This is a genomic window from Kribbella sp. NBC_00482 (genome assembly GCF_036013725.1).
Taxonomy (GTDB): domain Bacteria; phylum Actinomycetota; class Actinomycetes; order Propionibacteriales; family Kribbellaceae; genus Kribbella.
The window spans coordinates 218,194-239,164 of sequence record NZ_CP107881.1 but is presented as its reverse complement, the minus strand read 5'-3'; the positions used below and the strand labels follow the sequence as shown (position 1 = coordinate 239,164).

Here is a 20,971-nt window from a genome sequence, read left to right as displayed (position 1 = left end):
AAGGGAAAACAAGATGAAAACGGTGTTTACGCGACTACTAGGTGGAGTGATCGCGGCGGCTCTCATAGCCGGCGTGACCACCACGACCGGAGCTGTGGCGGCTCAGGCCACGGCTCCGGTCCTCAGCCCGACCCCGTACATGGGGTGGAACACCTACTACGGACTCGGCGGCGACTTCACCGAGGACACGATCAAGTCGGTCGCGGACTCCCTGGTGAGCCGCGGCCTCGCGAAGGCCGGCTACGACATCGTCTGGCTGGACGGTGGCTGGCAGGCCGATCAGTCCCGCAGCGACGCCGGCGACCTGGTGCCGAACCCGGCCAAGTTCCCGAACGGACTGAAGCCGCTGGTCGACTACATCCACGGCAAGGGCCTGAAGGCGGGTATCTACACCGACGCCGGTCCGTACATCCCGGGCAAGTGCGGTCTCGGCAGCGGCGGGTACTACCAGCGCGACGCGGACCAGTTCGCCGCCTGGGGCTTCGACGCGGTGAAGGTCGACTACCTGTGCGGCATCGCCGCGGACCTGGACCCGAAGACGGTCTTCACCGAGTTCGCCCAGGCGCTGCGCAACAACGCCAGTCACCGGCCGATGATCTTCAACCTGTGCAACCCGGTGACGTCGCCGGACTGGGGCAACTACCCGGAGTCCCAGCAGTCGATCAACTCGTGGTCGTACGCGCCGGGGATCGCGCAGTCGTGGCGTACGTACACCGACGTCGGGTTCCAGGGCGACATCAAGTTCAAGGACGTACTGCGGAACTACGACGCGAACGCGCGACACCCGGAGGTCGTGAAGCCGGGTGCGTTCAGCGACCCGGACTACCTGGCGCCGGAGCTCGGGATGAGCGACGAGGAGTTCCGCACGCAGCTCACCCTGTGGGCCGTGGCCGCCGCGCCGCTCGTCGTCGGCAGCGACGTTCGTAAGCTCAGCGCCACCACGGTCGGGATGCTGACCGATCCGGATGTGCTCGCGATCAACCAGGACAAGGCCGCCGTACAGGCTGTCCGGGTCGGCGCGGCCGGTACGACGGAGACGTGGGTCAAGCGGCTCGCCGACGGCAGCCGCGCCGTCGTACTGCTCAACCGGGGCGACAGCGCGAAGACCCTGACGACGACCGCCAAGGCGGTGGGTCTGAGTGGGTCGCGGTTCACGCTGAAGAACGCGTGGACGAACAAGGTGACCGAGAGCGCGGGCGTGATCAGCGCGGCGGTGCCGGCCCACGGTACGGCGCTGTTCCGGGTTGAGCCGGCTCGTGGCGTTCCGGGAATTCCGCACGTGACGGCGGGGATCCCGCAGGTGACGAAAGTCGGTACGGACGCCCAGCCGGAGGGAACTGCTCCGGTCGTCGCCGGTGGTGACGAGCTGACGGTGCAGGTCACCGTGCGGAACGACGGTCTGCAGCCGGTGTTCCAGCCGGCCGTCACGATCGCCGGTGGTGCCGGATGGACCGTGAAGCCGTTGTCCAAGGCACCTGTTCTGATCGACGGCGGCAAGCAGGCAGCGTTCACCTTCACGCTCAAGCTCCCGCCGACGGCTCCGCCCGGCTCGGCGAGCCTGACCGCTACGACGACGTACCAAGCGATCTTGTACGGCCAGCAGCGGCAAACGACGGTGGCGCCGGTGGTGGTCGCGCCGGTGCCGCCGAGCGGGACCGTACCGTTGTCACATCACCAGTGGATCACTGCGACGAGCGGCTGGATGTCGCCGACGATCGACGAGAGCGTCGGCGGCGGCAACCCGATCAAGCTCACCGGTACGACGTACTCCACCGGGATCGGTGTCGCGTCCCCGTCGCTGATCCGCTACTACCTCGGCAAGTCGTGCGCGCGGCTGACCGGAACTGTCGGCATCGATGACGTGGTCGGCACTGTCGGTCCGGACGGCGGTACGTCGACGTTCCAGGTCGTCGGCGACGGCAAGGTCCTGTTCGACAGCGGCACCGTCGACCGCTTCACGCCGAAGCAGTTCGACGTCGACCTGACCGGCGTACGCGTCCTCGACCTCCTCGTCGGCGACGCCGGCGACGGCGGCTACAACGACCGCGCCGACTGGGCAACCCTCACCGCAACCTGCTGACCGCAATCCACTTTGAGCACCCACCAACCATGTAGCGAGCTGAAAAATGGTTGGTGGGTGCTCAAAGTGCGGTCAGGTCCAGGGCACCTCGGTGGATTGGAGCCAGGTCCAGGTGCGGTGGCGCCAGGTGGGGGATTGTTGGGCTAGGCGGGCGGCGTACTCGGGCCAGTTGGTGGTCTGGTGGGACCAGGCCTTCTCTGCGAGGCCGGGGATGCGGGGGAGGAGCAGTAGCTCCAGGTCCTCCGAGTTGGTGATGGATTCGCACCAGATGGCGGCTTCGACGCCGGCGATCTGGTCGGCGTCGACGATGTCGGCCGGGTCCCAGGAGATGCCGTGTTCGAGGGAGGCGGCGCCGTAGAACTCGAGGCCCAGACGTTCGCGGGCCTTCTCCTGTTCGGGGTCGGCGGAGGTGTCGGCGTGCGGGCGGTCGAAGTACAGCCAGGTGACCGGGGAGACGATCAGCTTCGCGCCCTGCTCGAGAGCCTTCGGGGCGTCGTACTTCGCTTTGCGCAGCGCCTCGACCAGTACTGGCAGCAGCTCCTCGGGCGGCGTCGGCGCGTCAGGGTTCTCGCCCATCTTGTCGATGTCGAGGTCCAGCCAGTACTGCACGACATCCTCGGAGTCGAGTTTCGCGCGGGCGATCTCCTGCCAGCCGACGACCTTCTTCCCGCGCTCCCGGACAAGCGCAGCCGCCTTCTCGACGAACGCCGCGTGGTCCTCGTCGGCCATACCCCACGTCTCGTCACCGCCGATGTGCACGTACGCACTCCGCGGGAACTGCGGGATCACCGCATCCAGCACGTCCTCGACGAACGCCCACGTCTCGTCCCGCCCGGGGTCGAGGGTGCCGAGGTGGAGCTGGTCGCCGTTGCCGAGCTCGACGGTCTTCGGGTCGGCTGGAGCGAGGTCCGGGTACGCCTTGAAAACGGCCGCGGTGTGCCCGGGCATGTCGATCTCGGGTACGACGGTGATGAACCGGTCGGCGGCGTACGCGACGAGGTCGGCGAGTTCCGCCTGGGTGTAGTAGCCACCGGGGCGGTCGCCGATCGCGCCCGCGGCACCTACCTCGGTCAGGTTCGGGCGGGACGGTACTTCGACGCGCCACCCCTGGTCGTCCGTCAGGTGCAGGTGGAGGACGTTGAGCTTGTAGAGGTCGAGCATGTCGATGACGCGGCGTACTTCGTCCGGTCCGTGGAAGGTTCGTACGACGTCCAGCGACAACCCGCGCCACGCGAAGCGCGGGCCGTCGACGAATCGGGTACTCGGGAGGACCGCAGTACCGTCCTGCAGTTGTGAGGAGATCAGCTGCCGGAGCGAGGTCAGGGCGCGGTGGACTGCTTCCGCGGTGGGTCCCCAGACCCGGACGCCGGTGGCGGAGACCTCCAGCCCGTAGCGCTCATCTGCAGCGGATGCGCCGTCGGCTCGTACGCCGGTGGCGGGTGGCACTTCGTCCACCGGGGTGAGTTCTACGGTGATACCTGTGGTGCCGGTCAGGGTTAGGCCGGTGTCTTGTTCGAGGGCCTGGAGGAAGCGGGCTACCGGACCGGCCAGCTCGGGCGGGCTGGTGATGCCGCTGGTCGGGGTGAGGGTGAAGGCGCCTTCGCCGGCCGTTGTGCTCGCGGGTGCAGGGATCATTCCACGAGTTTGCGGCAATACAGGGCGTCTGGGGTACCACTTGAACCGACTCGGGTCGTGAAGGCGATCCCGGCGATGTACTCGTCGTCAGCGCATTGGCCCTTGTAGTTGCCGGTTGCGAAGTCGCCGCCACCGCCGCCCCGGTTGTCGCCGCGGTCGAACCAGACTGTGCGGCCGGTCGACCCCAACGACTGCGACGTACCGGCACACAGCGCGGACGAGACGCGGGCACCGCGCACGCTGTAACCGATCAGGTAGAAGCTCGGTGCGCATTGGTACTTCGTGTAGCCGGAAGCCCAGTCGGGCGAGACATGACTCTCGTCCCTCACCACTTCATAGGCACCCGACCAGATAGGTCCGCTCGAGCGGCACAGCCCGCGGTTGCCGGTGTGGCTGAGGCCGACCAGCCGGAGTCCGTCGGGGCACGCGGCCTTGCGGGCGCCGCTGTCCCAGTCACCCGCCGTACGCATCCGCAAAGACTCGACGAAGTCTCCGTGGTCCGGGCTGAGCATCTTCCAGGTGGTGGTCGGCTCCACGGGTCCGGTCTTGGTCGGCGCATTCATCAGGCGCGTCCACGCGGACGCCCGCCAGTCGTCGCCGTCGTACAGGCCGATGCGTTGACCGGCGGTGTCCCAGGCGAGCAGCGCCCAGCCGTTGTCGGTGCCGGTTGGGTTGTGCCAGCCGACCAGCGGCCAGTAGGCGAAGTCGGCGTCGGTGCGGATCAGTTGGTCGACGAAGTGCTCGAACCAGGCGCGCTGCAACGAGCCGGTCTCCTCCCGGCCGCCGATCCCGAACTCGCTGATCCACAGCGGGGCGGTGAAATGCCCTTCCTCACCGGTGACGAAGAACGCCTGCCGGTTGAGTTCGCTGATCAGTTCCTCCGGCGACAGGTCGCGGTACCGCGGATCGTGCGTCTCGCCGGTCCCGGTCGCGCCGCTGTGCCGCGGGCCGGTGTAGTCGTAGAAGTGCGCTGAGTAGACGAGCTTGTTCGACGCGACCAGCGTGTGCGAGAGGTTGCGCGTCGGGGTGAGCGTCGGGCGGTCGTGCGGGAGGCCGTCGGCCGGGATGCCGGTCCAGTTGATGCCCTCGACAACGATCAGCAGGTTCGGGTTCGCCTCGGTCAGGATCCGGTCGCCGAGGTGCTGCGCGGCGGCGAACCAGTCGTGCTGGTCGCCGAGGCCCCAGTTCGGGTCGTCCAGGAGGTCCCGCCGTACCTCGTTGTAGAGGTCGGCTCCGACGACCCGCGGGTTGGTCTTGTAGCGGTTCACCATGAACAGCCAGTCGTTCTCCCAGGTCTCGGTCGGCTGGCTCGCGTTCCAGCGTTCATTGCCGTCCAGGCCGCAGCACCAACGGGTGGTGTTGGTGTGGTTGTTCAGGATCACCGCGAACCCGGCGTCGGTCAGTTGCTGTACGACGACGTCGTACACCTGAAGTGGTGTCTTGCCGGCCAGCGAAGGGTTGGCCGCGACGGCGGCGGCCGGGACCGGCATGCTGTCGTGGATCATCTCGTTCGAGAACTGCAGGCGGATGCTGTTCAGCCCGAGTTCGGCGAACCCGGAGACGATGGCGCCGATTGGTGCGCGATCCAGCCCGAGCGGCATCCGGTTGCTGTTCTCGCCGGCGTGATGGTTGGCGTTGTCGTTCTCGTCGCCGGACCCGTTCCACGTCCCGCTCGCACCGTGCCAGTTCCCGGACTTCAACCGGAACCGGTTGCCGTTCGCATCGACGACGTACCGGCCGCTGGTGCTCAACGGCGGCACCCAATCCGCAACCAGCCGGGGCGCCTGGTCGGGAGCCGCGGCGGTCGCGGGGACAGTGGGGCTGATCAACGCCAGCAGGACGACGATGACCGCAGACGGGGCGATTCTGCGCATACCCCGATGGTCGCGGCTGCGGACTGTCCGCGCCATTGCAGTTACGTCACGGTGTCAGCGAGAGCAACAACGCCTCGTCGAATCCGTCCAGGCTCAAGGTGTTCGCGGAGTTGTCCAGCAGGATGTGCGTCGCTCCGGACCACTCGCACGGAGCGGCGGTGGCGCCAGCCCAGAACTCGTCCCAGTGGGCGAGCTTCCAATCGTCCCGAGGAAGGCCCCGATGGGCCACGCGCTCGTGCACCGCGTGGCCCTCCGCGACCACATGGACAACGATCAGCTCCGCCGTCGGCCACCCGGCCGTGGCACCAACCAGGTAGTCACGATCCGCGAAGAATCGCCCGAACGGAGCATCCAGTACGACGGAACGCCCGACGTCGAGGTTGTCCGCGCAGAGCCGGAGCAGCGTCGCGTACTCCAGCGGCAGGATCGCCGACTGGTAGTAAGGGTTGTGGTCCCGATCGTTCTTGTCCGAACCGTTCTGCTCGAGCAGCAGCTCGGTGAACAAGGTCGCCACCGTGTCCTTGTCCAGGTACGCGGCGGCGTACCGCCGGGCCAACTGCCGGCTCACGGTGGATTTCCCGGAGCCGGCCGGCCCGATCACGAAGAAGACCTTGGGCATCACGCCGTACGTTCCTTCACGAACACACCGTACGACGTCGCGCCCACCAGCAGCAGTGCGCCGCCGACGATGAACACCAGGCTGTAGTTGTTGCCGGTGGCATCGAGAATGAAGCCGGTGACGGTCGGTGCGAGCGCCGCCCCGAGGAAGCCGCCGAAGTTCTGGATCGCGCCGAGCGACGCGACCTGCTCGGGTTTCGCCAGGTCCGACGCGAGCGTCCAGATCACGCCGATCGGGATCTGCGCCGCGAAGTACCCGACGCACAGCAGGACGATGCTCAGCACGTCGCTCTGCACGAACGCGACCGGCAGGACCGCCGCCGCGGCCAGCACCGCGCCGCCGACGATCGGGATCTTCCGCGCGGTCAACGTCCCGAAGCCGCGCTTGATCGCCCACGCGGAGATCAGCCCGCCGGTCAGTACGCCGACGATGCCGCACAGGAACGGGAGCGCGCCGATCCAGCCGGTCTTGGTCAGGCTGAACCCGCGGCTGGTGTGCAGGTAGCCGGGCAGCCAGGTCAGGTACACCCAGACGGTGTAGAAGATGCCGAAGGCACCGATCACCATGAACCAGGTGTTGCGTTGCTTGAGCAGCGAGCCCCAGGAGCCCTTCGCCGCCTGGCGTTCGGCAGCAGCCTCCTCGTCGAGGCCCTTGATCGCGGCCTCCTCGGCGGCCGTCGGGTTGCGGTACAGCTTCAGCCAGACCGCCATCACGATCAGGCCGAAGGAGCCCACCACGATGAACATGCCCTGCCAGCTCATCGTCAGCATCAGGAAGGTCAGCAGCGGCGGTGCGATCGCGTTGGCGATCTGCGAGCCGGTGTTGATCAGCGACAGTGGCAGCGAGCGCTCGTCCTTGTGGAACCAGCGCTGGGAAACCTTGAGGCCGGAGGTGAAGAACGGCGACTCCGCGACCCCGAGGGCCACGCGAGCGGCGTACAGGAAGGAGAAGCTGCGGGCGAAGCCGGTCACGATCGTGATCACGGACCACAGGCCTGCTGCCCACGCGTACATCGCCTTCGCGCCGAACCGGTCCACCAGGTATCCGGCCGGCAGGTTGGCGATCGCGTACGGCCAGGCGAACGCCGACAGCAACACGCCCATCTCGATCGTGTTCAGGCCGAGATCCGCGGCGATCGTCGTGTTCGCGACCCCGAGCGTGCCGCGGTCGAGGTAGTTGACGACGCCGCCGATGACCAGCAGGCCGATGAAGAGCCACCGCACGCGGGTCGGTCGTGCGGGTGCGGCCCCGGCGGTCCCCGACGCCGCCTGGTCCTGAAGGGTTGAGTCCTGCATGGTGTGCTCCTAGGGAGACTGTATCGAGGGGGTTAGTTGCGCGCCTGATCGACGGCGGCGAGGAATGTTTTGGCTGCGATCGCGACCGGTTCGTAGTCGCCCGGTGCGTGCTCGGCCTTGGTCACGAAGCTGCCGACGCCGACCGCGGAGACACCGGCGGCGAACCATTCGCCGACGTTCTCCGGCGTGACCCCGCCGGTCGGTGCGACCGGGATGTGCGCGAGCGGAGCCATCACCGACTTCACGTACTGCGGTCCGAGAACCTCGGCCGGGAACAGCTTGACCAGGTCCGCGCCCGCCTCGGCCGAGTTCACGATCTCGGTCGGGGTGAAGGCGCCGCTGATCGAGACCGCCTGGTAGCGGTTCGCGACCGCGAGCATCTCGGGGCTGAGGTTCGGGCTGACCAGGAGTTGCGCGCCGGCCTGGATCGCGGCGTACGCCGCCTGCGCGTCCAGCACAGTGCCCGCGCCGACGACGACCTCGGGGTGCTCGGTGGCGAGCCGCTCGATGATCCGCAGGGCGTTCGGGACGGAGTAGGTGATCTCCAGCGCCCGGATGCCGCCCGCAATGGCCGCCGTGGCGACCTGGTAGGCCTCCTCGGCGTCGTCGAGCCGGACGATCAGGACCACGCCTGTGTCGGCGATGGCCTGAAGTCGCTTCAACTTTGTGAACATGGTTTCACAGATTATTTCAGGACTTCACATCCGTCAACGGGTGATGTGAAGATCTGTTAAGTTCTGATCATGGAGAGCACGGGACCACTGATTCCGGAGCAGCGGCACCAGCGGGTGCTTCAGTTGCTGCGCCGCGACGGCGTACTGAGCACTCGGGCGTTGACCGACCACCTCGGTGTCTCGCACATGACCGTCCGGCGGGATATCGCGACGCTGGAGGCGTCCGGCCAGGTCGTCTCCGTGCAGGGCGGCGTCCGGCTCGCCGGGACCGCCGGGCAGGTGCCGCCTCAGGAACGCCGGCAGCGCGCGGTGCTCGAACTGCCCCGGAAACGTGCGATCGCTGCCGCGGCGGCCGAACTGGTCACCGACGGCATGGTCGTCTACCTGGACGCCGGTACGACGTGTGAGTCGGTCGTCGCGTACCTCGCCGGGCGGCGCGATCTCACGGTCGTCACCAACGACTTCTATGCGGTGACCGCGCTGTTCGACGTACCGGACATCGAGGTGATCCACACCGGCGGAGCCGTCGACAAGGAAAGCGCCTCGAGCAGCGGCCGCCTCGCCGCGGCGACCCTGTCAGCGATCAACCTCGACCTGTTCTTCCTCAGCACCGGCGCCTGGAGCGTCTCCCGCGGAGTCAGCGCCCCAACCCTCGACAAGGTCGACCTGAAACGCGCCGCGATCGCATCGGCCACCACCACGGTCCTCCTCGCCGACAGCACGAAGTACGGCACCGCCTCCAAGTTCCAGGTCGCCCCCCTCGACCAACTCGACCTGATCATCACCGACACCGAACTCCCCGAAGACACCGCAAAACGCATCGAGGAACTCGGCGTCGAAGTACGCCTGACGTCGCCGCTGTCACCGAACTGAGGGGTGGTGCTCCCGGTTGGCGGACTGTACTCTTCAAGAGGTTGTGTATTGCATAAGATGGTTATGTAGTACATTACCTCGATGGCGATCACGTGGGCCCCGAGCGCAGACAAGCATGGCGTCGACCATGAGGACGCGTTGCACGCGATCATGAATGCGTACTACGTCGAGCGGGAGTTCGATGATCCGCGACCGCCTGCGACTGTGCGGCCGACGCTGTTCATCGGGCCACCGAGGCGGCTCGGAGGAGCACTGTTGGAGGTCATGGTCGAGGTGACGCCGCCTCGCGATCTGCACATCTTTCACGTGAAGGTCGCCAGGCCCAAGCACCTCGAGCGACTTGAGGAGGACAAGTGACTGACAAGGACTATGACGGCGCGGCCGAATGGGCCGAGCAGGACATGCGCTTGCCTGAAAACTCGAGGACGAGCCTTCGCGGTGCGGACGCCGCCGACTTCGGACGCGAGCTGGTCGAGCGTTCCCGGGGAGGGCGGCCGTCGATCGATCCCGACGCCGCACCGGGTGAGAAGTCGCCGGTGCGCCAGGTGCGACTTCCGCGAGCTCTCGACGCTGATCTTGAAGCATTCGCAACCAGCCGCCACCGCAAGCCGAGCGAGATTCTGCGCGAGGCCCTGACCGAGTACCTGGAGACCCACCGAGAAGCCGGCTGAGGCCAACTCACTGGCTCTTGGCAGCGCAGCGGAATGGCCGGCCGGAACCGGGGCCACTCCGCCGCGCTGAACTCCTCAGCGAGAGCGGTGCTGTTCCGCTAGGTCCTTGAGGTAGAGGGCGCTGGCCTTGGGGGTGCGGGTTTGGGTTTTGTAGTCGACTCGGATGATGCCGAAGCGTTTGACGTAGCCGTAGGCCCATTCGAAGTTGTCCATCAGGGACCAGGCGAGGTAGCCGCGGATGTCGGCGCCTTGGGCGATGGCGTTGGCTACTGCGGCCAGGTGGGACGTGAAGTACGCCGTACGGTCGGCGTCGTCGACGTAGCCGGTCTCGTCGGGGACGTCCTCGAAGGCGGAGCCGTTCTCGGTGATGACCATCGGGAGGCCGGGGTAGTCGCGGGCGATGCTCACCAACAGATCGGTGAAGCCTTCGGGGACGATCTCCCAGTCCATGGCGGTGCGCGGCTTGCCCAGCGGTATGTCGCGGCTGATCGGCAGGCCTGCAGCGTCTTCGGTGCTGCCGTCCTCGGCGTACCCGGTGAACTTCTGGCTGAAGTAGTAGTTCACCCCGAGCACGTCGATCGGCGCCGCGATGATCTCCAGGTCGCCGTCCTCGATCGGCAGCTCGACGCCCTCGCGTGCGAGGTCCGCGACCACGTCGGCCGGGTAGTGCCCGTGCACCAGCGGGTCGAGGTAGATCCGCCGGCCCATCCCGTCCGCGCGCCGCGCCGCGTCGACGTCCGGCTCGGCATCCGAAGCGGGGTACGCCGTCGCGACGTTGAGCGTGATGCCGATGTCGAGCTTGTGCGGTGACGCCTCGCGCATCGCCTGAGTCGCCAGTCCGTGCCCGAGCAGCAGATGGTGTACGGCGGCCAGCGCTGCCGGGTACTCGCGTCGCCCCGGAGCATGTGCGCCGTACGCGTAGCCGAGCATCGCGGAGCACCACGGCTCGTTGAGCGTCGTCCAGGTATTGACCCGGTCCTTCAAGGCGTCGAACACCAGCATCGCGTACTCCGCGAACCGGAACGCCGTGTCGCGCACGGGCCAGCCGCCCGCGTCCTCGAGCTCCTGCGGCAGGTCCCAGTGGTACAGCGTCACCCACGGGTCGATGCCCTGGGCAAGCAGCTCGTCGACGAGCCGGTCGTAGAACCCGAGACCGGCCGGGTTCACCTGCCCCTTGCCGCGCGGCTGCACCCGCGGCCAGGCCACCGAGAACCGGTAGGTGTCCAGACCGAGGTCCTTGATCAGAGCCACGTCTTCCGGCATCCGATGGTAGTGGTCGCAGGCGATGTCACCCACGTCGCCGTTGTCGATCGCTCCCGGCACCCGGCAGTACGTGTCCCAGATCGACGGCGTCCGGCCGTCCTCCGCGATCGCGCCCTCGATCTGGTACGCCGACGTCGCGACACCCCAGCGGAATCCGGACGGAAGACCCGCGACCAGTTCGGCCGCCCCCGAGACAGATGTTGTGCTCATAGTTGCCTTTCTAGGCAGTGCGGCCGGGAAGCCAGCACGCGACGGAACGGTGGGGATCGTTGCGGGCCGAGGGGATCCCGAGGACGGGGATCTCGGCGGAGCAACGGTCGAACGCCTGCGGGCATCGTGGATGGAACGAGCAGCCGGACGGCATGCCGCGCAGGTCCGGCGGGGAGCCTGGGATGCCGGCCAGCTCGCGCCGTTCGCCGCGGAGTGCGGGGAAGGACTTGAGCAGGCCTTCGCTGTACGGATGCAGGGAGTCCTTGTACAGGTCCGCGGAACGGGCTTCCTCGACGATGCGGCCGCCGTACATGATCGCGATCCGGTCCGAGAACTCGACCAGCAGCGACAGGTCGTGGGTGATGAACAGCACCGAGAACCCGAGCCGCTCGCGCAGTTCGACCAGTTGCGCGAGGATCTGCCGCTGCATGACCACGTCCAGCGCGGTCGTCGGCTCGTCCATGATCACGACCTGCGGCTCGAGGACGAGCGCCATCCCGATCATCACCCGCTGCCGCATCCCGCCGGACAGTTGGTGCGGGTACGCGTCCATCCGGTCCGCGGAAATCCCGACGAGTTTCAGCATTTTCTGAGCCCGGGCGATCCGGGCCTGCGGCGACAGTTGCGGCTCGTGCGCCTTGATCACGTCGAGCATCTGGGTCGAGACCTTGTGCACCGGGTTCAGCGAGTTCATCGCGCCCTGGAACACGATCGACGTCTCGGCCCAGCGGAACTTCCGCAGTTCCGCGTCGGTCAGCGCCATCACGTCGTACGCATCACCCGAAGGCGGGTGGTAGACCACCGACCCGCCGCTGATCACACCTGGCGGCGGCAGCAGCCGCGTCACGCCGTACGCCAGTGTCGACTTCCCGCTACCGCTCTCGCCGGCCAGCCCGAGCACCTCGCCGCGGTGCAACGTCAGCGTGACGTCCCGCACCGCCTGCACGGCCTCGTCCCCGAGCCCGTAGTCGACGTGAAAGTTCTTGATCTCCAGCACCGGTGCCTTCACGCGACCTCCTCCTTCTCACGGCGTAGTACGGGCGTCACGGGCTCGCGCGAAGATGACAGGACTGGGGTGAAGCCGACGCGCATCCGCACCGAGTGGCCGTCCTTGGTCTTGAGTCGCGTGTGACCGCTGCTGCGCAACCGCGGGCTGACGAACTCGTCGATGCCGAAGTTGATCAGCGACAGCGCCGTACCGAGGATCGCGATCGCCAGACCGGCCGGGACGAACCACCACCACGCGCCCTGTGCGAGCGCCTGCTGGCTCTGCGCCCAGAACAGGATCGTGCCCCAGTTCCACTCGGAGATCGTCGAGATCCCGATGAAGGCCAGCGTGATCTCGGACATCACCGCGAAGATCACCGTGCCGACGAAACCCGACGCGATGATCGCGGTCAGGTTCGGCATGATCTCGAACGTGATGATCCGCCAGGTGCTCTCACCGGTCGCCCGCGCGGCCTCGACATAGTCCCGCCGGCGCAAGGACAACGTTTGCGCCCGCAGTACCCGCGCACCCCACGCCCACGACGTCAAACCGATGACCAGGGCAACCATCAGGTCACCGGCCGAAGGGATCGTCGACGCGACGATGATGATCAGCGGGAGCGCCGGAATCACCAGGAAAACGTTGGACAACGCGGACAGGCTGTCGTCCGCGGCGCCGCCGAGGAAACCTGCGCTGACGCCGATCAGGATCGACAGCGTGGTCGCGACCAGGCCGGCCAGCAGACCGACGAACATCACGCCGCGGGTGCCGACGAGCACCTGGCTGAAGACGTCCTGGCCGAGGTGCGTCGTACCGAACCAGTGCTTGCCGGACGGCGCCTGGATCAGGTCGCTGCTCCGGGCGGACGGGTCGAACGGCGCGATCCACGGGCCGATGATCGCAATCAGGCAGAAGAACGCGAGGACGACCAGACCGGTCGCGGCCTTCGGGTTCGCGACGAACCGCAACCGGCGGCGCCTGGCCGGGACAGCCGCGATCTCCGGGCCTTCCGGCGTGACCGCCGTGATGGCGCTGGTGGGTGCGGACACGTCAGCCCTCCTTCCGGGTACGCGGGTCGAGGAGCAGGTAGGCGACGTCGGCGAGCAGGTTGGCCACCAGGACCGACAGCGTGATCACCAGGAAGACGCCCTGCATCAGTGGGTAGTCCTTCGAGCCGACGGCTTGGAACAGGTTGTAGCCGATGCCCGGGTAGGAGAACACGATCTCCACCAGCAGCGTGCCGCCGACGATGAAGCCGAGCGACAGCGCGAAACCGGAGACGTTCGGGAGCAGCGCGTTCCGGGCCGCGTAGCTGACCATCACCCGGCGCTCGGGCAGACCCTTGGCGTGCGCGACGGTGATGTAGTCCTCGGAGGCCACCGTCACCATCATGTTCCGCATGGTGAGGATCCAGCCGCTCACCGACGAGATCAGGATCGTGACCGCCGGCAGCAGGCTGTGCTGTACGGCGCTGCCGATGAACTCGGCGTTCCACGACGGGACCAGCCCTGGTTCGTACCCACCGGACGACGGGAAGAAGCTGTCCGGTCCGGCGAGCAGCGTGATCGCCAGCAGACCGAGCCAGAAGTACGGGATCGACGACAGGAACGTTGTCACCGGCAACAGCCCGTCCATGATCGAGCCGCGCCGCCAGCCGGCCAGCACGCCGAGCGACGTACCGATCATGAAGCTGGCGAACGTGGTGATGCCGACCAGCGCGATCGTCCACGGCAGGCTCTGCCGGAGGATCTCCGCGACCGGGGTCGGGAAGAACGTGAACGACAACCCGAGGTCGCCGCGGAACACCTGGCCCCAGTAGTCGACGTACTGGCTCCAGAGCGACGCGTTCTTGTCGAGGCCGAACAGCACGTACAGCGAGTTGATCGCGTCGGTGCTCATCTGGCCCTGGAACTTGTTGATCAGCGACGTCACCGGGTCGCCCGGGATCAGCCGCGGGATGAAGAAGTTGATGGTCAGCGCGGCCCACGCGGTGAAGACGTAGAACGCCAGCCGCTGGAGGAGGAACTTCATCGCGCCGCCCCCTCTTCGTACAGCCAGCAGGCGGCCCAATGGCCCGCAACAGGCAACTCGAAGCGGGGCGGAAGATCGGTGGAGCACTTCGGCATCGCGTGCACGCAACGCGGATTGAACCGGCAGCCGCCCGGCGGCGCGATCAAGCTGGGCGGTTCGCCGCCGGCCTGGTCCTCGGGCGTGCTCAGCTCACCGAGCCGGTCGGGATCCGGCGCGCTCTCGATCAGCAGGCGCGTGTACGGGTGCGCGGGGTTCTGCGTGACCGTCTCGGAGTCGCCGCCTTCGACCATGCGGCCGGCGTACATCACCAGCGTCTCGTCGGCGAAGTACCGGGCCGACGCGATGTCGTGGGTGATGTAGAGGATGGCGAGGTTGAGCCGTTCCTTCAGGTCCCGCAGGAGGTTCAGTACGCCGAGGCGGATCGACACGTCCAGCATCGAGACCGGCTCGTCGGCGAGCAGCGCCTCCGGGTCCGCGCCGAGCGCGCGGGCGATCGACACGCGCTGCCGCTGACCACCGGACAGCTCGTGCGGGAACTTGTCCAGGTAGCGCTCCGGGGGAGTGAGTTGCACCTGCACCAGGAGGTCGCGCAGGTTGTCCTCGAGGTCGCCCGCGCGACCGTGAATACGCAGCGACCGGGTCAGGTGGTACCGGACGGTGTGCGTCGGGTTCAGCGAAGCGAACGGGTCCTGGAAGATCATCTGCACCTGGCGGCAGTACGCGCGGAACTTGCGGCCGCCGCGCACCGTCACCGATTCGCCGTGCAGCCGGATGTCACCCGACGTCCGCGCGTACAACTGGGCGAGCAGCCGGGCCACGGTCGACTTGCCCGAACCGGACTCGCCGACCAGCGCGGTCACCCGGCCCCGGCGCAGTGTGAGTTTCACGTCGTCCACCGCGTGCACGGCCTTGTGCTCGCGGGTGAACAGATCGCGGACGCCCCGTCGTACCGGGAAATGCTTGGTGAGGCCCTCGGCCTCCAGAACAACCTCGGTCTCGGTGACCGTCATGAAGCTCCCATCGTGGCACCGCAGCGCCAGGGCGCGAGCCCTGGCGCCGCGGTCCGAGTCACTGGCTGCCGGCCGGCTTCAGGTTCAGGATGATCTGCAGAGCGTTCTGCTGGGTCGGCTGCGCCGGCCCGTACTGGTTCTGCTCGTCGGGCCAACCGACCCAGTTCTTGGTGCTGTAGAGACCGCCGACGTTGGACGCCGAGGTGGGGATGACCGGCATCTGCTCGACCATGATCTTCTGCAGCGTGTTCAGCGCGGTGGTGCGGGTCGCGTCATCCGCGGCGTTCGCGTACTGGTCGAGCGCCTTGGTCGCCTCCGGGCTGTTGAACCGCCCGTAGTTGCCGCTCACGCCGCCCTTGCCGACCGGCTTCAGGATCTTGCCGTCCATGATGTTCTGGTAGATGTCGTACGGCGTCGCGCCGCCGTTGGTCCAGTGCATCGCGGCGTCGAAGTTGCCCTCGTCGACGTTCTTGAACCACGCGTCCTGGTTGGCCTTGTCGACGGTCGCCTTGATGCCGATCGTGGACAGGTTGTCCTTGATGATCTCCAGGTCGGTGATGTAGTCCGACCAGCCGGCCGGGTCGGTCAGCGTGATCGTCACCGGCTTGCCGGTCGGGTCCTTCAGGACGTCGCCCTCGAGCTTGAAGCCGGCGTCGGTCAGTTCCTTCTTCGCCGCGTCCACGTCGACCTTGTGCTTCTGGTCCTTGAACTCCGGCGCGATGAACGACTCACCGGCCGGGGTCGGGATGCCGGTGACGGACTCGACCTTCGGGTAGAAGTAGCCGGCCTCACCCTGCATGAAGATGTCGTCGCGGTTGATCACCTTGTCCATCGCCCGCCGCAGCGCCGGGTTGTCGAAGGGCTTGCGGGTGGTGTTGATCCACAGACCGTGGATGCCGAGGTTCGCCGGGAACCACAGCTTGTGGTTCTTCGGGTCCTTGTCCTGGTAGACGGCCTTCACGTTCGGGACGAAGACGAAGCTCCACTCCGACGCGCCGTTGGCCAGCGCGGTGGTCTGCGCGTTGTTGTCGTTGTACGACGTGTACCGCAGTTCCTTGACCTTCGGGAGGTCCTGCCAGTACGAGTCGCGCAAGATCAGCGTGGTGGTCTGCGGGGTGAACGACTTCACCACGTACGGACCGGTGCCGATCGGGCCCTTCAAGGTGTCCTGGCTCGGGTCCTTGAGCGTCGACCACTGGTGCTTCGGGATCACGAACACGGTCAGGATCTTGTTCTGGTTGGTGAACTGCGACCGGGTGAAGGTCAGGTCGACCTTGTTGCCGGACGCGGTGATGGTGCCGTACGGGATCGCGTCCTGGTTGAGGCCCTCGTTGTCCTTGCGGATCTGGAACGAGTACGCCACGTCCTCGGCGGTCATCGGCTTGCCGTCGGAGAACTTCACGCCCTCGCGGATCGTCAGCGAGAGCTTGGTGTAGTTGGCGTCCCACTTCCACTCGGTCGCGAGCCAGGGCTTGCCGGGTTCGGTCGGCTTGATCCCGTTGATCATCACCAGCGGCTCGAAGATCATCCAGCGGTACCCCAGCGAGGCGCCCGAGGAGGAGCCGAGGAACGGGTTGTGGTTCTCGGTCTGCGGACCGTTCGGCATGCCGATGTTCAGAACGGTCGCGGCGGTGCCCGAGCCGTTGTTCCCGTCGCTGCCTGACTTACCGTCCCCGCTGCTACAAGCAGCCAGAGCGGCTGCCGCGAGCAAGCCCGTGAGGGCCAGCGCGACTGTACGTCGTGCTCGCATCGGTTCCTCCTGTGAATCTGTTGGCGGATGCTCACGCCTGAGCCGCGTGAGCAGGTGCATCGTGGCGTGAGAACGCTCTCATGGGAAGAGCGGACGCCTTAACGGATCGATATCGAGGGGTACGCCGGCGGCGGGACAGGGGCAGCTGCCCCGCCGCCGGAGCTACTGGTGGGACCGGGTTTTCGGGGCGGTTGAGCTGCGGACGATGAGGGTCGTCGGCAGCACCTGCGGGGTCTCCGGCAGCGGCGTGCCGCCGAAGTACCCCATCAGCATCCGGGCCGCGGCCTGACCCATCTGGCGCATCGGCTGATGCACCGTGGTCAGCGGCGGCTCGGTGTGCTCGGCGTACGGAATGTCGTCGAACCCGACCACCGACACGTCGTTCGGCACGTTCCGCCCGGTCTCCCGGACGGCCTGGATGGCACCGCCGGCGGAGAGGTCGTTGTGGGCGAAGACCGCGTCGAACTCGAGTCGCTCGTCGAGGGCGTACTGGACGCCGCGGCGCCCGCTTTCGTGGGTGAAGTCGCCCTCGAACACGAGTCTCGGGTCGAGCTCGACGCCGGCCTCCGCGTAGGTGTCGCGGAAACCGTCCAGGCGTTCGTGGGTACAGCCGAAGCGTTCGACGCCGGTGATCACCAGTGGCCGGCGACGACCGAGCTCCAGCAGGTGCCGGGCGGCGGACTCGCCGCCGGCGTAGTTCGTGGTGGCGACGGACGGGAACTGCGGGCGCTTGTCGCGGTCGTCGATCAGGACCACCGGCAGACCACGCGCGTGGAGTTGCTCGATGTAGGTGAGCGTGCCCTCCGGCTCGATCACCAGCAGGCCGTCGAACGACTGCGCCGAGACCTGGGACGCGAACTGCTGCATCGATTCCTCACCCCGGTTGAAGGTGAACAGCAGCAGCCCGTAGCCCTCGCTCTCGACCACGTCGACCGCGCCCTGCAGCACCTCGCCCATCCAGGGCCAGGTGAGCGAGGGGACCAGCATCCCGACGATCCGGGTCCGGCCGCGGGCCAGACCGACCGCGCGGGCGCTCGGCACGTAGCCGAGCTCGGCGATCACCTGCCGGACCCGCTCGGCAGTGCGCAGATCCAGCTCACCCTTGCCGTTGAGGACGCGTGACACGGTCGTCTTGCTGACACCGGCACGGGCCGCGACATCGGCGATCGTGATGGACACGCTGACTCTCCCCTCGGGCGGTCGGGGTGCTTGGTCGTTTCCTGGCCGGAACCGGTTTCGGAAGCGGTTCCGTAGATCAAAGCCGAGACCGCAACCGGCCGTCAATCACGGAGTGGTAACGAATCGCGGCTTAGTTCACGAGCTGGAAGAAGGGACCTCTTCCGTCCGGCGGGGCAGCATGATGAACTCGGGGTCGAGCGGCCTGCCCGGGGCCCGCTGCGCGATGTCATGGGTGAGGTAGTGGGATGGAAGTACGCCGGACGACGGTGCGTGACATGCGCCGGTCCAACCGCTCGGTGATCCTCACCGGCATCTATCGCGAGGGCCCGCTGAGTCGCCAGGAGCTGACCGTCCGGACCTCGCTCAGCGCGGCGAGCGTCAGCAACCTGGTCGCCGAACTGATCGCCGAGGGCGTGGTCGAGGAGGCCGGCTCGGTTGAGTCCGAGGGCGGCCGGCCGCGGGTCCTGTTGCGGGTGGCACCAACATTCCGGTACGTCGTCGGCGCCGAGGTCGGGGAGACCCGGGTCCGGGTCGAGCTGTTCGACCTGGCCATGAATGTCCTGGCACGCGCCGACCACCCGATCGCCACGCCGACCCCCGAAGAGGTCGTGAAGCACGTACTGGAAGGGCTTTCGACCGTGATCGCTGCCTCCGGCATCCAGTCCGAGCAGGTGCTCGGGCTCGGTGTCGCGGTCGCCGGTGTGGTCGAGGACAACGCGATCGTCGACGCGCAGACGCTCGGCTGGGAGGCAGTTCCGCTCGCCGAGCTACTTGCCGAGGGCACCGAGATTCCGGTGCATGTGGACAACGGCGCGAACATGCTCGGCCAGGCCGAGATGTGGTTCGGTGCGGGCCGCGGCGCAACCGACGCTGTCGTCGCACTGGTCGGCTCCGGTGTCGGCTCGGCCCTTGTAGCCGGTGGATCCAGCTACCGCGGCGCCCGCAGCAGCGCAGGCGAGTGGGGCCACATGACGATCATGTACGGCGGGCGCCAGTGCCGCTGCGGCGCCTTGGGTTGCCTGGAGGCGTACGTCGGCGCAGAAGGCGTCCTGGATCGGTACCGGCTCGCCGGCGGAACTGTCGACGGCGACGAGGAGGCAGCCTTCGTCGAACTGCTGGAGTCCGACTCGGAGTCGGCGACCACGATCGTCAACGACACGATCGGCTATCTGGCCGCCGGGTTCGCGAACCTGGTCAACCTGGTCAACCCCGAGCGCATCGTCCTCGGCGGTTGGGCAGGACTGCTGCTGGGCGAGAAGCACCTGGACGAGCTACGTGTTGAGGTGGGCAAGCACGCGCTCCGGCGCCCCTACGCCCAGGTATCCATCGTGTTGTGCGAGCTGGGCCGCGACGCCGTAGCACTCGGCGCCGCGACCCTCCCCGTCGTACGACTACTTCGTGATGGTGGCGCGGTCCGTTAGACGGTCCACTTCTGGTTGGCGCCGCCGCCGCAGGTCCAGATTTGGGTTGGGGTTGCGTTGGCGGAGTTGTTGCCGGTGACATCTAGGCACTTGTTGGCCTGTGGGTTCACCAGATCGTGCGCACTGGTGTAGGTCCACTGTTGGGCCGCGTTGCCGTTGCAGGTGGCTATCTGGACTCTGGTGCCGTCGGCGGTGGCGGCGTTCGCCACGTCGAGGCACTTGCCCAGGGCACGGATCGTGCCGTCGCCGGGGCGCGTCCACTTCTGGGCGTTGGTGCCGTTGCAGTCGTACAGCTGTACCGTCGTACCGTCGGCGGCGTTCGCGCCGGCCACGTCGAGGCACTTACCCGCGAGACCGGTGATCTGCGAGCCGCTGCCACCGGAGCTGCCGAGGGTGGAGACGCGGACGTAGTCGACGGTCATGGTCTGCGGGAACTGCGTCGTACCGTCGGGATAACCCGGCCAGTAGCCGCCGACCGCGAGGTTCAGGATCATGAAGAACGGGTGGTTGAAGACCCAGGTGTTGCCGTTCAGGTCGGCCGGCGTACGGCGCTGGTACTGCACGCCGTCGACGTACCAGGTGATCGAGTCCGGGGCCCAGTCCACCGCGAACGTGTGGAAGTCGTCGGCGAACGACCAGCCGTTCGGATGGTTGTACGCGGCACCGATCCCGCCGGCGCCGGAGTATCCGGGTCCGTGGATCGTGCCGTGCACGGTGGCCGGCTCCTTGCCGACGTTCTCCATGATGTCGATCTCGCCGTCGTTCGGCCAGTTGCCGCCGCCGAGCATCCAGAACGCGGGCCAGATCCCTTGTCCGCGGGGAATCTTGATGCGGGCCTCGAACCGGCCGTACGTCTGGGTGAAGGTCTGCGCGGTGAGCAACCGGGCCGACGTGTACTGGCACGGGCCGTAGTGGCACTGGAAGCCGCCGTTCTCCTGCCGGGCGGTGATCACCAGGTTGCCGTTGCCGTCCAGCGCGGAGTTGCGGGTGCTGTTGGTGTAGTACTCCATCTCGTTGTTGCCCCAGCCGCTGCCGCCGATGTCGTACCGCCACTTGGCGGGATCGGGGGCCTGGCCGGACGGGCCGTCGAAGTTGTCCTCCCAGACCGTTGCGGTCGTTGCCGCATCGGCCTGCTGATGCGTGGAGGCCGCGGGCTGGAGGAGGGCGGTGCCGATCAGTGCGGCACCGATCCCGACGAGCGCGAGCAAGCGGGGACGCTTCATGAGTACCTCATTTCGGGGGCGTCTGAATGAGGGCTAGGAATGGCCCGCAGCGTGCCGTGAGAACGCTCCCACGTCAACCCCGGGACTAATTAAAAGATCTGAAAAAAGTCTCGGTTCCGGCGTTGACACGAGTCAGCACGGATGGTTACCTCATGCTGACCAACTGTTGCGGCGC

Annotated in this window: 18 protein-coding genes; 5 read left to right on the top strand and 13 right to left on the bottom strand. The window is 67.3% G+C overall.

The features are described 5' to 3' along the window. Positions 1-13: 13 nt before the first annotated feature. Positions 14-2,080, top strand: coding sequence for an NPCBM/NEW2 domain-containing protein (locus OHB24_RS01150; RefSeq protein ID WP_327637022.1), 2,067 nt, complete (start codon positions 14-16; stop codon positions 2,078-2,080). A 72-nt stretch (positions 2,081-2,152) separates the two neighbouring features. Here OHB24_RS01150 and OHB24_RS01145 read toward each other — a convergent pair whose 3' ends face one another. The 5 genes from OHB24_RS01145 to OHB24_RS01125 are packed head-to-tail and all read right to left on the bottom strand — an operon-like array spanning position 2,153 to position 8,177. Continuing rightward, positions 2,153-3,715, bottom strand: a complete 1,563-nt coding sequence (locus tag OHB24_RS01145) for a beta-N-acetylhexosaminidase (RefSeq protein WP_327637021.1) — start codon at positions 3,713-3,715, stop codon at positions 2,153-2,155. After that, positions 3,712-5,589: a glycoside hydrolase family 5 protein gene (locus OHB24_RS01140; RefSeq protein WP_327637020.1), complete on the bottom strand. Its 1,878-nt coding sequence runs from the start codon at positions 5,587-5,589 to the stop codon at positions 3,712-3,714. The genes OHB24_RS01145 and OHB24_RS01140 overlap by 4 nt, the downstream gene beginning before the upstream one ends. A gap of 46 nt (positions 5,590-5,635) precedes the next feature. Beyond that, positions 5,636-6,208, bottom strand: coding sequence for an AAA family ATPase (locus OHB24_RS01135; protein WP_327641001.1), 573 nt, complete (start codon positions 6,206-6,208; stop codon positions 5,636-5,638). After that, positions 6,208-7,503 (bottom strand): MFS transporter, encoded by a 1,296-nt coding sequence (locus OHB24_RS01130; protein ID WP_327637019.1) that lies wholly within the window; start codon positions 7,501-7,503, stop codon positions 6,208-6,210. The genes OHB24_RS01135 and OHB24_RS01130 overlap by 1 nt, the downstream gene beginning before the upstream one ends. A 32-nt stretch (positions 7,504-7,535) precedes the next feature. Continuing rightward, complete coding sequence (locus OHB24_RS01125) at positions 7,536-8,177, bottom strand: bifunctional 4-hydroxy-2-oxoglutarate aldolase/2-dehydro-3-deoxy-phosphogluconate aldolase (protein WP_327637018.1); 642 nt, start codon at positions 8,175-8,177, stop codon at positions 7,536-7,538. Between the two features lie 69 nt (positions 8,178-8,246). Here OHB24_RS01125 and OHB24_RS01120 point away from each other — a divergent pair, with 69 nt between their 5' ends. From OHB24_RS01120 to OHB24_RS01110, 3 genes are all read left to right on the top strand, one after another. Further along, on the top strand, positions 8,247-9,050 hold the full coding sequence (locus OHB24_RS01120) for a DeoR/GlpR family DNA-binding transcription regulator (RefSeq protein ID WP_327637017.1): 804 nt from the start codon (positions 8,247-8,249) through the stop codon (positions 9,048-9,050). A gap of 81 nt (positions 9,051-9,131) precedes the next feature. Beyond that, a complete protein-coding gene (locus OHB24_RS01115) occupies positions 9,132-9,407 on the top strand; it encodes a hypothetical protein (RefSeq protein WP_327637016.1) in 276 nt (91 codons plus the stop codon). Then, positions 9,404-9,721, top strand: coding sequence for a hypothetical protein (locus tag OHB24_RS01110; RefSeq protein ID WP_327637015.1), 318 nt, complete (start codon positions 9,404-9,406; stop codon positions 9,719-9,721). The genes OHB24_RS01115 and OHB24_RS01110 overlap by 4 nt, the downstream gene beginning before the upstream one ends. Positions 9,722-9,796: 75 nt before the next feature. On the opposite strand, the gene OHB24_RS01105 is transcribed toward OHB24_RS01110, so the two are convergent. The 7 genes from OHB24_RS01105 to OHB24_RS01075 form a co-directional block, all read right to left on the bottom strand. Next, a complete protein-coding gene (locus OHB24_RS01105; protein ID WP_327637014.1) occupies positions 9,797-11,194 on the bottom strand; it encodes a GH1 family beta-glucosidase in 1,398 nt (465 codons plus the stop codon). A gap of 10 nt (positions 11,195-11,204) precedes the next feature. After that, positions 11,205-12,203, bottom strand: coding sequence for an ABC transporter ATP-binding protein (locus OHB24_RS01100; protein ID WP_327637013.1), 999 nt, complete (start codon positions 12,201-12,203; stop codon positions 11,205-11,207). Then, entirely contained in the window at positions 12,200-13,231 is a 1,032-nt protein-coding gene (locus OHB24_RS01095; RefSeq protein WP_327637012.1) for an ABC transporter permease, read from the bottom strand. The genes OHB24_RS01100 and OHB24_RS01095 overlap by 4 nt, the downstream gene beginning before the upstream one ends. A 1-nt stretch (position 13,232) precedes the next feature. After that, the gene (locus OHB24_RS01090; protein ID WP_327637011.1) at positions 13,233-14,213 is read right to left on the bottom strand and encodes an ABC transporter permease; all 981 of its coding nucleotides are present in this window, start codon (positions 14,211-14,213) and stop codon (positions 13,233-13,235) included. Further along, positions 14,210-15,223: an ABC transporter ATP-binding protein gene (locus OHB24_RS01085; RefSeq protein WP_327637010.1), complete on the bottom strand. Its 1,014-nt coding sequence runs from the start codon at positions 15,221-15,223 to the stop codon at positions 14,210-14,212. Before OHB24_RS01085 ends, OHB24_RS01090 begins: the two co-directional genes overlap by 4 nt. Positions 15,224-15,281: 58 nt before the next feature. Next, entirely contained in the window at positions 15,282-16,973 is a 1,692-nt protein-coding gene (locus OHB24_RS01080) for an ABC transporter substrate-binding protein (protein WP_327637009.1), read from the bottom strand. Positions 16,974-17,135: 162 nt separating this feature from the next. Beyond that, the gene (locus OHB24_RS01075) at positions 17,136-18,152 is read right to left on the bottom strand and encodes a LacI family DNA-binding transcriptional regulator (protein WP_327637008.1); all 1,017 of its coding nucleotides are present in this window, start codon (positions 18,150-18,152) and stop codon (positions 17,136-17,138) included. A 245-nt stretch (positions 18,153-18,397) separates the two neighbouring features. Here OHB24_RS01075 and OHB24_RS01070 point away from each other — a divergent pair, with 245 nt between their 5' ends. Continuing rightward, the gene (locus OHB24_RS01070; protein WP_327637007.1) at positions 18,398-19,573 is read left to right on the top strand and encodes an ROK family transcriptional regulator; all 1,176 of its coding nucleotides are present in this window, start codon (positions 18,398-18,400) and stop codon (positions 19,571-19,573) included. On the opposite strand, the gene OHB24_RS01065 is transcribed toward OHB24_RS01070, so the two are convergent. Beyond that, positions 19,570-20,796, bottom strand: a complete 1,227-nt coding sequence (locus OHB24_RS01065; protein WP_327637006.1) for a family 16 glycosylhydrolase — start codon at positions 20,794-20,796, stop codon at positions 19,570-19,572. The two genes, OHB24_RS01070 and OHB24_RS01065, sit on opposite strands and share 4 nt — an antisense overlap. Between the last annotated feature and the right edge of the window lie 175 nt (positions 20,797-20,971).

Bases quoted from the DNA above. Each gene is read 5' to 3' on its own strand.
- OHB24_RS01150 (WP_327637022.1), top strand. From the start codon at position 14: ATGAAAACGGTGTTTACGCGACTACTAGGTGGAGTGATCGCGGCGGCT.
- OHB24_RS01145 (WP_327637021.1), bottom strand. From the start codon at position 3,715: ATGATCCCTGCACCCGCGAGCACAACGGCCGGCGAAGGCGCCTTCACC.
- OHB24_RS01140 (WP_327637020.1), bottom strand. From the start codon at position 5,589: ATGCGCAGAATCGCCCCGTCTGCGGTCATCGTCGTCCTGCTGGCGTTG.
- OHB24_RS01135 (WP_327641001.1), bottom strand. From the start codon at position 6,208: ATGCCCAAGGTCTTCTTCGTGATCGGGCCGGCCGGCTCCGGGAAATCC.
- OHB24_RS01130 (WP_327637019.1), bottom strand. From the start codon at position 7,503: ATGCAGGACTCAACCCTTCAGGACCAGGCGGCGTCGGGGACCGCCGGG.
- OHB24_RS01125 (WP_327637018.1), bottom strand. From the start codon at position 8,177: ATGTTCACAAAGTTGAAGCGACTTCAGGCCATCGCCGACACAGGCGTG.
- OHB24_RS01120 (WP_327637017.1), top strand. From the start codon at position 8,247: ATGGAGAGCACGGGACCACTGATTCCGGAGCAGCGGCACCAGCGGGTG.
- OHB24_RS01115 (WP_327637016.1), top strand. From the start codon at position 9,132: ATGGCGATCACGTGGGCCCCGAGCGCAGACAAGCATGGCGTCGACCAT.
- OHB24_RS01105 (WP_327637014.1), bottom strand. From the start codon at position 11,194: ATGAGCACAACATCTGTCTCGGGGGCGGCCGAACTGGTCGCGGGTCTT.
- OHB24_RS01090 (WP_327637011.1), bottom strand. From the start codon at position 14,213: ATGAAGTTCCTCCTCCAGCGGCTGGCGTTCTACGTCTTCACCGCGTGG.
- OHB24_RS01085 (WP_327637010.1), bottom strand. From the start codon at position 15,223: ATGACGGTCACCGAGACCGAGGTTGTTCTGGAGGCCGAGGGCCTCACC.
- OHB24_RS01080 (WP_327637009.1), bottom strand. From the start codon at position 16,973: ATGCGAGCACGACGTACAGTCGCGCTGGCCCTCACGGGCTTGCTCGCG.
- OHB24_RS01070 (WP_327637007.1), top strand. From the start codon at position 18,398: ATGGAAGTACGCCGGACGACGGTGCGTGACATGCGCCGGTCCAACCGC.
- OHB24_RS01065 (WP_327637006.1), bottom strand. From the start codon at position 20,796: ATGAAGCGTCCCCGCTTGCTCGCGCTCGTCGGGATCGGTGCCGCACTG.